Here is a 15,446-nt window from a genome sequence, read left to right as displayed (position 1 = left end):
CGCCTCGCGGCCGTCACCGCTCCCCTTTCTTCGCCGCCTTCCCCGAGAGGACCCCGATGACCGTCACCTCCGAGCAGACCGCCTGGTTCCAGGAGACCTTCGCCAAGCTCGTCGACAACGTCGAACAGGTCGTGCTCGGCAAACGGCACGTCATCGAGCTGGCGTTCACCGCGATGCTCTCCGAGGGCCACCTGCTGCTGGAGGACGTGCCGGGAACCGGCAAGACCTCCCTCGCCCGCGCGATGGGCCAGTCCGTGCAGGGCACGAGCACCCGCATCCAGTTCACCCCCGACCTGCTGCCCGGCGATGTGACGGGGATCACCGTCTACGACCAGCGGGGCGGCACGTTCGAGTTCCACCAGGGACCGATCTTCGCGAACATCGTGCTGGCCGACGAGATCAACCGCGCCTCACCCAAGACCCAGTCCTCGCTGCTGGAGGTCATGGAGGAGGGGCAGGTCACCGTCGACGGCGTCACGCGCCGCGTCGGTGTGCCGTTCCTGGTCGTCGCGACCCAGAACCCGGTCGAGCAGGCCGGCACCTACCGGCTGCCGGAAGCGCAGCTCGACCGGTTCCTCATGAAGACGACCCTCGGCTACCCCGACCACGCCGCCACCGTCCGCATCCTCGAAGGCACCGCGACCGCCCGCCGCGACGTCTCGCCGGTCATCACCCCGCAGGGGGTCGTCGGCATGGCCGACATCGCCCGCGACGTCTACCTGAATCCCCTGGTGCTCGACTACATCGCGCGCATCGTCGAAGCCACCCGGCTGGCGACGCAGGTGCGGCTCGGTGTGAGCGTCCGCGGCGCACTCGCCCTCACGAAGGCCGCCAAGACCTGGGCGGTCGCGCACGGCCGCGGCTACGTCACCCCCGATGACGTGAAGGCACTCGCCGAGCCCGTGCTCGCGCACCGCCTCATCCTCGACCCCGAGGCGGAGTTCGACGGGGTCACCGCCGGCGCCGTCATCGGCCAGGTCATGCTCGACACCGTGCCGCCCAGCCAGCGAGAGGGCGACTGACCACCGGATGACGCCCGACCGCACGCTGCACACAGCGACCGACCTGAGACTGACCCGCACCGCCGGCCACACCGGCGTCGCGGGCGTCACACGCACGCGCACGCGCTACGCCACCTCGAGCACCTCGACGGCGCTGACGATGCGCGGCGTGCGCTGGTGGCGGGCGACGCGCGCGGCACTGGTCGCGGCATGGTCGGCGGTGCGCCACACCCTGACGGTCGCCGGATGGCTGCTGGTCGCCGCCGTCACCGTCGGTCTCGGGTGCGGTCTCGTCTACGGCTGGCTCGAGTTCGTCGCGGCCGGGATCATCGCCGCCGTCCTGCTGGTGCTGTCGGTGCCGTTCCTGTTCAGCGCGCGCTCGTACGACGTCGACCTCACCCTCGGGCACGACCGGGTCGTGGCCGGCACCCAGGTGGCCGGCATCCTGAGCGTCGTCAACCGCGGCCGCGGCATCGCGCTGCCCGGACGCATCGACATCCCGGTCGGCGAGGGACTCGTCGACGTCTACGTGCCGATCCTGCGCCACGGCCACCGCCACGAGGAGCAGGTCGTCGTCCCCACGCACCGGCGCGGCGTCATCCAGGTCGGCCCCGCGCGCACCGTCCGCGGCGATCCGCTCGGGATCCTGCGCCGCGAGGCGACGTGGGAGGACGTGCACACCCTGTACGTGCACCCCGTCACGACCGCCCTGCGTTCGACGAGCGCCGGCTTCATCCGCGACCTCGAGGGCAGCGCGTCGCGCACCGTCGTCGACGCCGACATCTCGTTCCACGCGATCCGCGAGTACGTGCCCGGCGACGCCCAGCGGCAGGTGCATTGGAAGTCCACCGCGAAGACCGGCACCCTCATGGTGCGCCAGTACGAGGAGACGCGCCGCTCCCGCATGGTCGTCGCGCTGGCCACGGCCGAGCACGAGTACGCGAGCGAGGAGGAGTTCGAGCTCGCGGTCAGCACCGCCGCCTCGATCGGTGTGCGCGGCATCCGCGACGGGCGCGACGTCGACGTCGTGATCGGCGCCCCGATCCCCGAGTTCGCGCGCGCGGCCGTGCGCACCTCCCGGGAGCTGACCACCATCAGCGCGCGCACCCTGCTCGACGACCTGTCCGGCGTGGAGGTCGGACCGCGCGTGAGTCCGCTCGGCGACGTCACCTCGCTTGCGGCCGAGACGCACCCCGACGCCTCGATCGCCTTCCTCGTGTGCGGTTCGACACAGACCGCCCGGGCGATCCAGGCCGCCGCCCTCGCCTTCCCGTCGGATGTCGCCGTGTGCGCGATCGTGTGCAACCCCGAGTCCGAGCCGGGCATGCGCCGACTCGGCTCGGTGGCCGTGCTGTCGGTCGGGCTGCTCGACGACGTGCGTCAGCTCCTCTCCCGCGGGGCGCAGGCATGACCGGGTCGCTGCCGGTGCGTCGCCGCGGGCGACGGGATGCCGGGCCCTCGGTGCGGTTCCTGCTGGTGAGCGCGCTGTTCCTCGACGGACTCTTCGTGCTCGGCGCCCTCGCGATCTGGCCGCTCTACCGCGACCCCGCGTTGTGGATCGTCGCCGGGGTCGCGTTCGTGCTCGCCCACGCGCTCGCCGTGGCGGGCCTGCGCTGGCGGTGGAACGGGTGGTGGCTGACGCTCGCGACGTTCGGCGTGTACGTCGTCGCCGGCGTGCCGCTCGCGGCGCCCACGATGCTGGGCAGCGTCCCGCAGCTGCTGACCGCCCTGCGCGGCGTCGTCACGGCGCCCGTGACGGGGTGGAAGGACCTGCTCACCCTCGATCTGCCGCTCGGGGTGTACCAGACCACGCTCGCGCCGAGCTTCCTCCTGCTGCTCGCCGTCCCCGTCGCCGCGCTGTCGCTCGCCTGGCGCGCCCGGCGCCTGTGGGTGCTCGCGCCGCTGCTGGCCCTGCTTCTTCCCGCCTACGGCGTGCTGTTCGGCGCCGGCGCGCTGCGCACCGCGCTGCGGATCCCGCTAGGCGACGGCGGCGAGGCCGCGCTGCCGGGACTCGCGGAGCTCCTCATCGGCGCCGGCTCCATCCTGCTCGCCCTCGGCTACGTCGTCTGGCACAGCCTCGACGACCGCCGCCGCGCCATCCGCGCCGCGGAGGCGGCCACCGGCATCCGCACGACCGGTCGCAGCGCATCCGCCCTCGCCGCCCGCGCCGCGATCGCCACCGGCATGATCGTCGCCGCCGTCGCGGTGGCCGGTGTCGCGGCACCGTGGGCGCTCGCCGATCAGCCCCGCGAGGTGCTGCGCACCGCCGTCGACCCCCGCCTGCAGCTGCAGCAGGAGCTCAGCCCGCTGTCGCAGTACCGCTCGTACTTCGACGACGACCGGTACGACAGCGTCCTGTTCCGGGTGACCGCCGACGCGGCGGTCGAGCGCGTGCGCGTGGCGACGATGTCGTTCTACGACGGTCAGGTGGCGCGGGTGACCGACCCCGCCGCGGATGCCGCCGACCAGACGACCGCCTTCGTGCGCGTTCCGTCGCGCCTGGCGGCACCCCGCGACACGACGGCGGTCGAGGCCCGCATCGAAATCGAGGGGTACCGCGGCGTCTGGGTGCCCACCGTCGGGTCGCTCACGCGCATCGACTTCGCCGGCGGCGCGGCGCCGACCCTCGCCGACGGCTTCTTCTACAACGCCGCCGCACGTTCGGGGGTGGAGCTCTCCGGCGCCGGGTTGACCGGCGGCGACGCGTACGTGCAGGAAGGGGCGGTCGAATCGAGCCTCCCCGCCGTCGGCGCACTCACCCCGGGGCGCGAGCGTCCGCAACTGCCCGACGCGCTGGTTCCGGCGAGCCTCGTGGAGTGGATGGACGCGCAGGACGTGCCCACGGGCGGGGCGGGCCTGGCCGAGCTCATCGAGCGGCTGCGCGCCCGCGGGTACCTGAGTCACTCCCTGAGCGAGACGGGTGCGGCGTCGTGGCGCGCCGACGTCGGCGCCGCCGTGTTCGAACCGAGCCGCGCCGGCCACTCGACCGGGCGCATCGACGACCTGTTCACGGCGCTGCTGCAGCGCCAGAACGACGTGGGCGGCGACGACGACGCGCAGCTGGTGGCGGCCGTCGGCGACGACGAGCAGTTCGCCGCCGCCGCGGCGATGATCGCCGACCGGCTGGGCTTCGACGCCCGCATCGTGATGGGCGCCCGCCTCGTCGAGGGCGACGACGCCGCGGTGCCGGCCTGCCGCGCCGGCGAATGCCGCGGGGGAAACATGACGGCGTGGATCGAGGTGCAGGACGCGACCGGACTGTGGGTCCCGGTCGACGTCACCCCGCAGCACGAGAACACGATCGCCCCCGAGGACACCCGGCATCGCGACCCCGAAGTGCCCACCGTCGTCGACCCCGACCGCGTCGACACCGTGCTCCCCGGACAGGCCAATCCCGCCGACGCGGGCGAGCGCGGACCCTCCGAGTCGGCGGACGGGCTCGATCTGACGGCGCTGTGGACGGTGCTGCGTGTCGGCGGCATCACGGCGCTGGCCCTGCTGATCCTCATCGGCCCGCTCCTGCTCATCGTGCTGCTGAAGGCCCTGCGCCGCCGCGGCCGTCGCGGCGCCGACGACGTCACGCTGCGGATGACCGGCGGGTGGGACGAGTTCGTCGACGCCGCAGTCGACCACGGCCGCACCCCGCCGACGTCCCAGACCCGGCAGGAGCTCGCGGCTCTCTACGGCGACGGCGCGAACGCGACGACCCTCGCGACCCTGGCCGACCGCTCCGTGTTCGACGTCGCCCCGCCCGCGGATGCCGACGGCGACCGGTTCTGGCAGATCGTCGACGCCGAGCGCGCCCGGTTCGCCGCCGAGCGCGGCCGGTGGGGCCGGCTGCGGGCGCGCCTGTCCGTGCGTTCGCTGCGTCCGCGCGGCCCCCGCCGCGGGTCGACGCGCCGTCCCGACGGGGGTGCGGCGTGAGGGCGAACGTGCAGGTCGCGGTCGGCGTGCACACCGATGTGGGCCGGCGCCGCGCGGTCAACGAAGACGCCGTGCTCGCCCGGCACCCGGTGTTCCTGGTCGCCGACGGCATGGGCGGCCATGACGCCGGAGACCGCGCCAGCGCCGCGGTCGTCACCGCCTTCGCACCGCTCGTGGGACGGGAGGTCACCGCGCACGAGGTCGCGCAGACCGTGCAGTCCGCGCACACCGCGGTCACCGACATCGCCGCGACCACCGCGCGCGGGGCGGGCTCCACACTGAGCGGCGTCGTCGCCGTCGAGCACGACGGGCAGCTGCGCTGGCTCGTCGTCAACATCGGCGACTCCCGGGTGTACCGGCTGCTGCATGCCCGCCTCGAGCAACTGACGGTCGACCACTCCGTCGTGCAGGAGATGGTGGATGCCGGCACCCTCGCCCGCGAGGACATGTCGACGTATCCGGGACGCAATGTGATCACGCGCGCGGTCGGCGAGGAGCGCAGTCCCGCCGACTACTGGCTGCTGCCGGTGATCACGGGCGAGCGGCTGCTGGTGTGCTCCGACGGGTTGAGCTCCGAACTCGGCGACGAGGCGCTGCGCGCCGGACTCACCCTCGGCGGCACCGCCGCGCAGACGGCCCGCACCCTCGTCGAGCAGGCCGTGGCCGCGGGAGGTCGCGACAACGTCACCGCCGTGGTCGTCGACGTCGTCGCCGGCGGCGTGCACGCGGGCCTCGACGAGGTGCCGGGTGGCCTGTCGGCGGCGGAGTCGACGACGATGGAGGTCGCGACGGTGCGTTCGGCGCGGCGAGGAGGTCGATGATGTCGCAGCGACGGGGTGCGGACGAGCCCGGGTCCGGAGCCGATTCGGCCGACGAGGAGACCGTCCTCGGGCGCCGGCGCGGCGGCGGGCCCGATGAGGGGGCGGCCGAGGTCGACGAGACCGTCCTCCGGCGCCGGCAATCGCCTGTCGAGCACGATACGGTCATCCGTCCGAAGCCGCCCGGCGGCGCGGCTGCGGAGTACTCCGAACCGGATCCGACGACCGCCGACACCGTGCTGCGCCCGCGCGCGGGGACGGTCGAGCCCGCGTCCCCCGCGCCGTCCGCGTCGTCCGCGTCCCCCGCGCCGGCGCCGGAGCCGCCTGCCGCGCCGCCGCGCACCCAGCCGATGCAGGTCGTCGCGGCGCGGCCGCCGCTGCCGACGGCGGCGACCCCGCCCCCGCTCGCCGAGTCGTGGACGCGCGGCGCCTACCGGCCGGGAGCCGACGGCATCGACAGCGTCGTCTACCGACCGCGCACCACCGTCGACGGTCCCGAGATCCCGCGCCGCCCCGTCACCGACACCGCGTCGCCGGCGCCCGCGCCCCGACGCCGTCGTCGGCACCGCACCGGCGCCGTGATCGCCATCGTCGCGACGGCCGCCGTGATGATCGCGGCGGCGGCCCTGATCGTCGTGCTCGTGACAGGATAGAGACCCTATGGACGGGCGCGAGATCGGCATCACCCCGGTCATCGCCTATCCGCCGGAACTGCCGGTCAGCGCGGCGCGCGACGAGATCGCCCGCGCGGTCGCCTCCCACCAGGTCGTGATCGTGGCCGGTGCCACCGGGTCGGGCAAGACGACGCAGCTGCCGAAGATCTGCCTCGAACTCGGCCGCACCTCGATCGCCCACACCCAGCCGCGCCGGATCGCCGCGCGCACCATATCCGAGCGCATCGCGCAGGAGATGCGGGTGCCCCTCGGCGGGGCCGTCGGCTACAAGGTGCGCTTCACCGACCAGGTGTCGCAGGACACCCGGGTCACGCTGCTGACCGACGGCATCCTGCTCAACGAGATCCACCGCGACCGGCTCCTGCGCCGGTACGACACGATCATCGTCGACGAGGCGCACGAGCGGTCGCTCAACATCGACTTCCTGCTCGGCTACCTCACCCGCATCCTCCCGCAGCGCCCCGACCTGAAGGTGATCATCACCTCGGCCACGATCGACCCCGAGAGCTTCGCGAAGCACTTCGCCGACCGTGACGGCGTGCCGGCGCCGATCATCGAGGTCTCCGGACGCACGTACCCGGTCGAGGTGCGCTACCGGCCGGGCGCCGCGGCCGCCGACGCCGAGAGCGCCGACGACATCGACGCGCTCCTCGCGGCCCTGCGCGAACTCGACCGCGAGGCCGACGGCGACGTTCTCGTGTTCCTGCCGGGCGAGGCCGAGATCCGGGACGCGATGGATGCCGTCCGCGGCATGTACCGCTCCGCGGCGCGTCCGACCGAGGTGCTGCCCCTCTACGGCCGGCTCTCCGCCGCCGAGCAGCACCGCGTCTTCGAGCCCTCGCAGGTCGCCGGCGTGCGTCGCCGCGTCATCCTCGCCACGAACGTGGCCGAGACGAGTCTCACCGTCCCCGGCATCCGCTACGTCGTCGACGCCGGCACCGCCCGCATCTCGCGCTACAGCGCGCGCTCGAAGATCCAGCGGCTGCCGATCGAGCCGATCTCGCAGGCGTCGGCGCAGCAGCGCTCGGGCCGAGCCGGGCGCACCTCCCCCGGCATCGCGATCCGTCTCTATGCCGAAGAGGACTTCGCGGGCCGGCCGGAGTACACCGAGCCGGAGATCCTGCGCACCTCCCTCGCGTCGGTGATCCTGCAGATGCTCGCCCTCGGCTTCGGCGACATCACCGAGTTCCCCTTCCTCACCGGGCCGGACTCGCGCGGGGTCAAGGCCGCGTTCGACCTCCTCGTCGAGCTGCGTGCCGTCGATCGCCCCACCGGGTCGCCGCGCCTCACGAAGCTCGGACGCGAGATCGCGCGCCTGCCCATCGACCCGCGGTTCGCCCGGATGCTGCTCGCGGCGCGCGAGCGCGGCGTGTCGCGCGACGTTCTCGCGATCGTCGCGGGGCTGTCGATCCAGGACGTGCGGGAGCGTCCCGAGGAGCGCCGCGAGGAGGCCGACCGGCTGCACGCGCGCTTCACCGACCCGACGAGCGATTTCCTGAGCCTGCTGAACCTGTGGAACCACCTGCAGGAGAAGCAGCGCGAGCTCGGCTCGAGCGCCTTCCGGCGCCTGTGCCGCACCGAGCACCTCAACTATGTGCGCGTGCGGGAATGGTTCGACGTGCACCGGCAGCTGCGACAGCTCACGCGTGGCGCCGACGATCGGGTCCCCGCCCCGGACGGCGCCGCCGACCCCGACGCGGTGCACCGCGCGATCCTGTCGGGCCTGCTCTCCCACATCGGCGTGCTCGACACGCGCAGCCTCTCCGCCAAGGGGTCCTCCGGCAAGGCGGAGCAGAAGCGCAAGCCCCCGCCCGTCTACCGCGGGGCCCGCGGCGCCTCGTTCGCGGTGTTCCCCGGCTCAGCGCTGCGCAAGGCCACCCCCGACGCCGTCATGGCCGCCGAGCTGGTCGAGACGTCGCGGCTGTTCGCCCGCACCGTCGCCGTCATCGATCCCGCCTGGGCCGAAGATCTCGCGGGCGACCTCGCCCACCGGTCGCTGTCCGACCCGCACTGGTCGAAGGATGCCGGCGCCGCCGTGGCGGCCGAGAAGGTGACGCTGTTCGGCGTCGAGATCGTGCCGCGCCGGCGCGTGCAGCTCGCGCGGATCGACCAGCCGCTCGCGCGGGAGCTGTTCGTGCGCCACGCGCTCGTGGACGGCGAGTGGAACGTGCACCATCTCGACAAGCGACTCACGGCGTTCGAGCGACGCAACCTCGACCTGCGACGCCGGCTGGAGCGGGTCGAAGAGCGTGAGCGCCGCCGCGACATCCTCGTCGGCGATCAGGCCGTGTTCGACTTCTACGACGCCCGCCTGCCCCGCGACGTGTTCGACGTGCGCTCGTTCGAGGCGTGGTGGCGCGGCGCGTCGCAACGCACCCCGAAGCTGCTGGACATGACCGAGGCCGACCTCGTCGACGCGTCGTCGCGCTCCGACGAACGGGACTTCCCGGCGCGCTGGCAGCAGGGCGATCAAGTGCTCTCCCTCGCCTACCGGTTCGAGCCGGGCGCCGACGACGACGGCGTGAGCGTCGTCGTCCCGCTCGTGCTGCTCGCCCAGCTGCGACCCGACGGCTTCGACTGGCAGGTGCCGGGGATGCGCGACGAGCTCATCGCCGCGCTGCTGCGCGCCCTGCCCAAGGCGATCCGCCGCCACGTCGTGCCGGCGGCCGACTGGGCCGCGAAGCTCGGTGCGGAGTTGGCCGGTCACGGCCCCGAGTCCACCGACGGGCTGCCCGCCCAGTCGCTGCGCGCGGCGCTGGCCGCCCGCATCCAACGCGTCGCGAACCAGCCGGTGCGGGAGGCCGACTTCGACCTCGAACGCGTGCCCGGCCACCTCACCGTGTCGTTCCGCGCCGTAGACCAGCGCGGGAGGGTGCTCGGCGCGTCCCGTGACCTCGCCGACCTGCAGTCCCGCCTCGCCGGTCGTGCCCGCGACAGCGTCGCCCGTTCGCTGCAGGCGCCCTCGCCGGCCGCCCGCGTCCACCGGGCCGGCGCGGCGGAGCCGGCCGCCGCAGCATCGACACAGCCGGCATCCGCCGCGGTCGTCGAGCGCACGGGGCTCACCACGTGGGACCTCGGCACGCTGCCGGAGGTCGTCGACACGAAGGTCGCCGGCGGCGTCGTGCGCGGCTACCCCGCACTCGTCGACGACGGAACGAGCGTCGCGCTGCGCATCGAGTCCACCCCCGAAGGTGCGGCGCGACTCACCCACGCCGGGGTGCGCAGACTCGTGCTGCTGTCGAGCCCGACGCCCGCCGCGTACGTGCTCGACCATCTCACCGCCCCCGAGAAGCTCGCCCTCGCCGCATCGCCGTATCCGTCGGCGAAGGCGCTCATCGAAGACGCCCGCGTCGCCGTGGCCGATGCCGTGATCGCCCGCACCGAGCCCGCCGTGCGCACCGCCGAGCAGTTCGCCCGGGTGCAGGCCGCCTTCGCCGCGGCCGTGGTCGACGACCTGTTCCAGGCGGTGTCGCTGACCTCCCGCATCCTCACGCTGCACCGCGACGTCGAGAAGGCGGTGCGCGCGCAGAACTCGATGACACTGCTGTCGGCCCTGGGCGACGTCAAGGCTCAGCTGGCCGGGCTCGTCACCCCCGGATTCGTCTCGCGCACCGGCCTCGCCCGCCTCGCCCACCTGCCCCGCTACCTGCAGGGCGCCCTCGAGCGCGTGCAGGGGCTCGCCGACAACCCCGGGCGCGACCGGCAGCGCCAGACCGAGTACGAACGCGCCGCGACGCTGTTCACCGAGGCCGGCGGCACGATCCCGCTGGGCCAGGATGCCGTCCCGGCGCTCGTCCACGCGCGGTGGCTGCTGGAGGAGTACCGCGTGAGCCTGTTCGCCCAGCGCCTCGGCACAGCCGAACCGGTGTCGCTGCAGCGCATCGTCAAGGCGCTGTCCGCCGCATCCTGACCACCCACGGAGGGAACCCCCATGACCGTCGCGATCACCCACACCGCCCTCGGGGACCCCGACGTCCTCACCCTGACCGAGGTCGACCTGCCGCCGCTCGGCCCTCTCGACGTCGCGGTGCGCATCGAGGCGGCCGGCGTGAACCCGGTCGACGGCAAGCTGCGCTCGGGCGCCCGCGTCTCCCCGCCGATCACGGCGCCGCGACACGTCGGCAACGACGGCGCGGGCGTGGTCACGGCCGTCGGCACCGGTGTCACCGGCTTCCGTCCGGGCGACGCCGTCGTCATCACCGGTGCGCAGGGGACGTACGCGTCCGCGGTCGTCGTGGCGCAGTCCGCGCTGTTCCCGCGCCCGCCGCAGGTCTCCGCAGCCCAGGGCGCCGCCCTCGGCATCCCCATCGGCACCGCGTATCAGACGCTGCGCTCGCTCGCCGTCGGCCCCGACGACACCGTGCTCGTGCACGCCGGCTCGGGCGCCGTGGGCCAGGCGGTGGTGCAGTTCGCCGTCCTCGCCGGGGCGACGGTCATCGCCACGACGAGCCGGGCGCGCGCGGACCGCGTGCGCCAGCTCGGCGGGGCCCCGATCGACTACGCGCCCGGCATCGCCGACCGGGTGCGCGAGGCCGCGCCGCAGGGGGTCACCGTGGCCATCGACCTCGCCGGCACCGACGAGGCGCTGCAGAGCTCGCTCGACCTGGTCGCCGACCGGTCGCGCATCGCGACGCTCGTGCGGGGTGCCGATGCGGCGGCCCTCGGCATCCAGGCCTTCCGCGGCGGCAGCCCCGCACCGCTCACCGAGCGCGAGGAGGCGTGGCGTCTCGAGTCCATCCCGGTGGCGCTGGCGCTCATGGCCGCCGGCGCGTTCTCCGTCGAGCTCGGCCCCGAGCTGCCCCTGGCCGACGCCGCCGAGGCCCACCGCCTGCTCGAGTCCGGCACGCACGGCAAGATCGTCCTGATCCCCTGACCCCGCGCCTCCGACCCGCCCCTCGCCGGTGGCCCGATTGTCACCTTCCGGTGATTCCACGACATAATGACAGCGTCCGACGATGTGACCGTGAACATTCGGAGAGGTGTGGCAGTGTCGCCCGAGGTACCCCGCAGTCGCGCGCCCAGCATCCGCGATGTGGCGCGCCTGGCCGGAGTGAGCCATCAGACGGTGTCGCGCGTGCTGAACGAGCACCCCAGCATCCGCGACGAGACGCGCGACCGGGTCCTCCGGGCGATGGACACGCTCAACTACGTCCCCAACCGTGCCGCGCGCGCCCTCGTCACGAGCCGCTCGCGCACGATCGGGGTCCTCGCCCGCACCGTCGGTGAGTACGGCCCCACCTCCTCCATCACCGCAGCGCAGAACGAGGCACGGGACCGGGGCTTCCTGGTGACGACCACCAACATCGCCTCGTCCGACCCGGACGCGATCGTCGGCGGTATCCGGCATCTGCTCGATCAGCACGTGGAGGGGATCATCGTCACCGCCTCGCAGGTGCGGGTCTTCGACGTTCTGGCGGGAATGGGCATCGGGGTGCCGTACGTGGGCCTGCAGTCGGCGGAGAGTGACCCGAGGGCCGTGGATCCCGCCCAGTTCGAGGGCGGTCGCGCGGCGACCCAGCACCTCATCGACCTCGGACACACCGAGATCCTGCATCTCGCGGGACCCCACGACTGGATCGAAGCGGACGCGCGCATGCGCGGATACCTCAGTGCGATCGTGGATGCCGACCTGCGCACGCATCCGCCGATCCTCGGCGACTGGACCGCCGACTTCGGCTTCCGAGCGGGGCGTGAACTGCTGCGGATGCGCGACTTCACGGCGGTGTTCGCCGCCAACGACCACATGGCCATCGGCCTGATCCACGCCTGCCGCGACGCCGGCGTCGACGTTCCGCGCGACATCAGCGTCGTCGGTTTCGACGACATTCCGCTCGCGGCACATGTGTGGCCGCCGCTGACGACGATCCACCAGGACTTCGAGGCGATCGGACGACGCGCCGTCTCCCTCCTGCTCGACGGCGGTGCTGCTGAGCCCTCCGCGCTCACCGTCGACACCCACCTCGTCGCGCGGTCCTCGAGTGGCCCCGTCGATCCGCGATTCCGCTGACCCGACACGCGGCCGGATCGTTATTTGACTTCGGCCCGCAACAGGTGCACGATGTTCCACGATGTGAACGGTCACACGGCCGCGAAGCAGCGATCCGAACCCGACGACAACGGAGTCCCACGTGAGTGATCCCTCAGATGCGCCGACCATCCTCGAGATGCGGTCGATCACCAAGGAGTTCCCCGGCGTGCGCGCGCTCTCGGAGGTCACCCTCACCGTGCATGTGGGCGAGGTCCACGCGATCTGCGGCGAGAACGGCGCCGGCAAGTCGACCCTCATGAAGGTGCTCTCCGGCGTGTACCCCTTCGGCACCTACACCGGCGACATCGTGTACCAGGGCGAGGTGATGCAGTTCAAGGACATCCGCGAGAGCGAGCGCGCCGGAATCGCGATCATCCACCAGGAGCTGGCGCTGATCCCGGAACTGTCGATCACCGAGAACATCTTCCTCGGCAACGAGCCCGCCCGCGCCGGGGTCATCGACTGGACCGAGGCGAGCCGCCGTGCCGTGGATCTGCTCGCGCGGGTCGGCCTCACCGACGACCCCCAGACCCAGATCAAGCACCTCGGCGTCGGCAAGCAGCAGCTCGTCGAGATCGCCAAGGCCCTGGCGAAGGACGTGAAGCTCCTCATCCTGGACGAGCCGACCGCGGCCCTGAACGAGGACGACTCCCAGCACCTGCTCGATCTGATCCTCGGCCTCAAGGGCAAGGGGATCACCTCGATCATCATCAGCCACAAGCTCAACGAGATCGAGCAGATCGCCGACTCCATCACGATCATCCGCGACGGCCGCACGATCGAGACGCTCGATGTCCGTGCCGGCGATGTGAACGAAGACCGCATCATCCGCGGCATGGTGGGCCGATCGCTCGAGAGCCGGTACCCCGATCACACGCCGACCATCGGCGAGGTCTTCTTCGAGGTGCGCGATTGGACCATCCAGCACCCTCAGATCGCGGAGCGTCTCGTCGCGAAGCGTTCGAACCTCGTCGTGCGGCGCGGCGAGATCGTCGGCCTCGCCGGACTCATGGGCGCCGGACGCACCGAGCTGGCGATGAGCATCTTCGGCCGCTCCTACGGCAAGTACGTGTCCGGAACGATCATCAAGGACGGCGAAGAGGTAGTCCTCAAGGACGTGCAGACCGCCATCGCACACGGCCTCGCCTATGTGAGCGAGGACCGCAAGGTGCTCGGGCTCAACCTGCTCGACTCCATCAAGCGTTCGATCGTCTCCGCGAAGCTCCGCAAGATCGTGCGGCGCGGCGTGATCGATCGCGACGAGGAGCGCACCGTCGCGGAGTCCTACCGTCAGCGACTGCGGATCAAGACCCCCGACGTCGAAGTCGGTGTGTCGAAGCTCTCCGGCGGCAACCAGCAGAAGGTCGTCCTCGCGAAGTGGATGTTCACCGACCCCGATCTGCTGATCCTCGACGAACCCACCCGAGGCATCGACGTGGGGGCGAAATACGAGATCTACGGCATCATCCAGGCCCTCGCCGCACAGGGCAAGGGCGTCATCCTGATCTCCAGCGAGCTGCCCGAGCTCCTCGGCATCGCCGACCGCATCTACACGGTGTTCGAGGGCCAGATCACCGACGACTTCCCCGTATCCGAAGCCACGCCCGAGAACCTCATGCGCAGCATGACCTCGGCTCGACCGAAAGCCAGAGCATGACCGACACAACCCGCACCAAGCGCAAGGGCGGCCTGTCCGATATCCGCAAGGTGTTCGGCGCCGGCCAGTCCAGCGCCCGTCAGTTCGGCATCCTCGGATCGCTGATCGTCATCATCGCGCTGTTCCAAGTACTGACCGGCGGATTGACGCTGTCGTCGACGAACCTCATCAACGTCGTCAACCAGTACTCGTACATCCTCATCCTGGCCATCGGCATGGTGATGGTCATCATCATGGGGCACATCGACCTGTCGGTCGGATCGGTGGCCGCGTTCGTCGGAATCATGGTCGCCAAGGCGATGGCCGATTGGGACCTCCCCTGGTGGCTCGCGATCGTCTACGGCCTCATCGTCGGCGCCGTCATCGGCGCCTGGCAGGGCTTCTGGGTCGCGTACGTCGGTGTCCCGGCCTTCATCGTCACACTCGCCGGGATGCTGATCTTCCGTGGTGCCAACCAGTGGGTGGGGCAGTCCACGACCACGCCCGTACCCGCGGACTTCAGCATCATCGGCGCCGGGTACCTGCCCGAGGTCTCCCTGCCCCTCCCCTTCAACGTCCTCACGATGGTGCTGGGCCTGATCGGCGTGCTCTGGATCATCTGGAACGAGCTCTCGCTGCGTCGCCGGCAGAAGCGCACGGGCGCCGAGTCGGCCCCGCTGTGGGTGTCCATCGTGAAGATCGTCGTCCTCGCCGCCGTGATCATCTGGGCGGCCTGGCTGTTCGCCACCGGTCGACCGGGCACCAGCTTCCCGATCTCGGGCATCATCCTGGTCGTGCTCGTGCTGATCTACTCGTTCGTCACCACCCGCACGGTGTTCGGCCGCCACATCTACGCGGTCGGCGGCAACCGACTCGCCGCCGCGCTGTCGGGCGTGAAGGATCGCCGTATCGACTTCCTCGTGATGATGAACATGTCGGTGCTGGCCGCCCTCGCCGGAATGATCTTCGTCGCCCGTTCGACCGCATCCGGTCCCCAGGACGGCAACGGCTGGGAGCTGGACGCCATCGCGGCCGTGTTCATCGGCGGCGCCGCCGTCTCGGGCGGCATCGGAACGGTCCTCGGCTCGATCATCGGTGGTCTGGTCATGGCGTTCCTCAACAACGGCCTGCAGCTGCTCGGCACGGGAGCCGACCTGGTGTCGATCATCAAGGGCCTCGTCCTCCTGCTCGCCGTCGGTGTCGATGTGATCAGCAAGCGCGGCGGGGGCCCGTCCATCCTCGGGATCTGGTCGCGTCGCCGCGGCCGTCCCGACCAGATCACCACAGATGTCCCGACGGTCGTCCCGACCGCCGGAGCAAACGAGACGAGCCAGCCGGCGGATCTTCCGCGCAGCTGACGGAGTC

Annotated in this window: 10 protein-coding genes; all 10 read left to right on the top strand. The window is 72.1% G+C overall.

Annotated features, from left to right (window positions below):
• Positions 1-56: 56 nt before the first annotated feature.
• Positions 57-1,022: an AAA family ATPase gene (locus tag C7474_RS05245; RefSeq protein ID WP_121057951.1), complete on the top strand. Its 966-nt coding sequence runs from the start codon at positions 57-59 to the stop codon at positions 1,020-1,022.
• Positions 1,023-1,029: 7 nt separating this feature from the next.
• Positions 1,030-2,412: a DUF58 domain-containing protein gene (locus C7474_RS05240; RefSeq protein WP_241965123.1), complete on the top strand. Its 1,383-nt coding sequence runs from the start codon at positions 1,030-1,032 to the stop codon at positions 2,410-2,412.
• A complete protein-coding gene (locus C7474_RS15255) occupies positions 2,409-4,925 on the top strand; it encodes a transglutaminase domain-containing protein (protein ID WP_121057950.1) in 2,517 nt (838 codons plus the stop codon). The genes C7474_RS05240 and C7474_RS15255 overlap by 4 nt, the downstream gene beginning before the upstream one ends.
• Complete coding sequence (locus C7474_RS15250; RefSeq protein ID WP_121057949.1) at positions 4,922-5,746, top strand: PP2C family protein-serine/threonine phosphatase; 825 nt, start codon at positions 4,922-4,924, stop codon at positions 5,744-5,746. Before C7474_RS15255 ends, C7474_RS15250 begins: the two co-directional genes overlap by 4 nt.
• Entirely contained in the window at positions 5,746-6,396 is a 651-nt protein-coding gene (locus C7474_RS05225; protein WP_121057948.1) for a hypothetical protein, read from the top strand. Before C7474_RS15250 ends, C7474_RS05225 begins: the two co-directional genes overlap by 1 nt.
• 7 nt (positions 6,397-6,403) lie before the next feature.
• Positions 6,404-10,327, top strand: a complete 3,924-nt coding sequence (hrpA, locus tag C7474_RS05220) for an ATP-dependent RNA helicase HrpA (RefSeq protein WP_121057947.1) — start codon at positions 6,404-6,406, stop codon at positions 10,325-10,327.
• A gap of 21 nt (positions 10,328-10,348) precedes the next feature.
• Positions 10,349-11,290: a quinone oxidoreductase family protein gene (locus tag C7474_RS05215; protein WP_121057946.1), complete on the top strand. Its 942-nt coding sequence runs from the start codon at positions 10,349-10,351 to the stop codon at positions 11,288-11,290.
• A gap of 66 nt (positions 11,291-11,356) precedes the next feature.
• Entirely contained in the window at positions 11,357-12,424 is a 1,068-nt protein-coding gene (locus C7474_RS05210; RefSeq protein ID WP_121057945.1) for a LacI family DNA-binding transcriptional regulator, read from the top strand.
• A 157-nt stretch (positions 12,425-12,581) separates the two neighbouring features.
• Positions 12,582-14,102, top strand: a complete 1,521-nt coding sequence (gene mmsA / locus C7474_RS05205) for a multiple monosaccharide ABC transporter ATP-binding protein (protein WP_121057944.1) — start codon at positions 12,582-12,584, stop codon at positions 14,100-14,102.
• Positions 14,099-15,439: a multiple monosaccharide ABC transporter permease gene (gene mmsB / locus C7474_RS05200; protein ID WP_121057943.1), complete on the top strand. Its 1,341-nt coding sequence runs from the start codon at positions 14,099-14,101 to the stop codon at positions 15,437-15,439. Before mmsA ends, mmsB begins: the two co-directional genes overlap by 4 nt.
• The last annotated feature ends 7 nt before the right edge of the window (positions 15,440-15,446 follow it).

It is taken from the genome of Microbacterium telephonicum (assembly GCF_003651225.1).
Taxonomy (GTDB): Bacteria; Actinomycetota; Actinomycetes; order Actinomycetales; family Microbacteriaceae; genus Microbacterium; species Microbacterium telephonicum.
Note: the sequence above shows the minus strand (reverse complement) of the source record. Positions and strands in the feature narration are given on the sequence as shown.

Bases quoted from the DNA above. Each gene is read 5' to 3' on its own strand.
- C7474_RS05245 (WP_121057951.1), top strand. From the start codon at position 57: ATGACCGTCACCTCCGAGCAGACCGCCTGGTTCCAGGAGACCTTCGCC.
- C7474_RS05240 (WP_241965123.1), top strand. From the start codon at position 1,030: ATGACGCCCGACCGCACGCTGCACACAGCGACCGACCTGAGACTGACC.
- C7474_RS15255 (WP_121057950.1), top strand. From the start codon at position 2,409: ATGACCGGGTCGCTGCCGGTGCGTCGCCGCGGGCGACGGGATGCCGGG.
- C7474_RS05225 (WP_121057948.1), top strand. From the start codon at position 5,746: ATGTCGCAGCGACGGGGTGCGGACGAGCCCGGGTCCGGAGCCGATTCG.
- hrpA (WP_121057947.1), top strand. From the start codon at position 6,404: ATGGACGGGCGCGAGATCGGCATCACCCCGGTCATCGCCTATCCGCCG.
- C7474_RS05215 (WP_121057946.1), top strand. From the start codon at position 10,349: ATGACCGTCGCGATCACCCACACCGCCCTCGGGGACCCCGACGTCCTC.
- C7474_RS05210 (WP_121057945.1), top strand. From the start codon at position 11,357: ATGACAGCGTCCGACGATGTGACCGTGAACATTCGGAGAGGTGTGGCA.
- mmsA (WP_121057944.1), top strand. From the start codon at position 12,582: ATGCGGTCGATCACCAAGGAGTTCCCCGGCGTGCGCGCGCTCTCGGAG.
- mmsB (WP_121057943.1), top strand. From the start codon at position 14,099: ATGACCGACACAACCCGCACCAAGCGCAAGGGCGGCCTGTCCGATATC.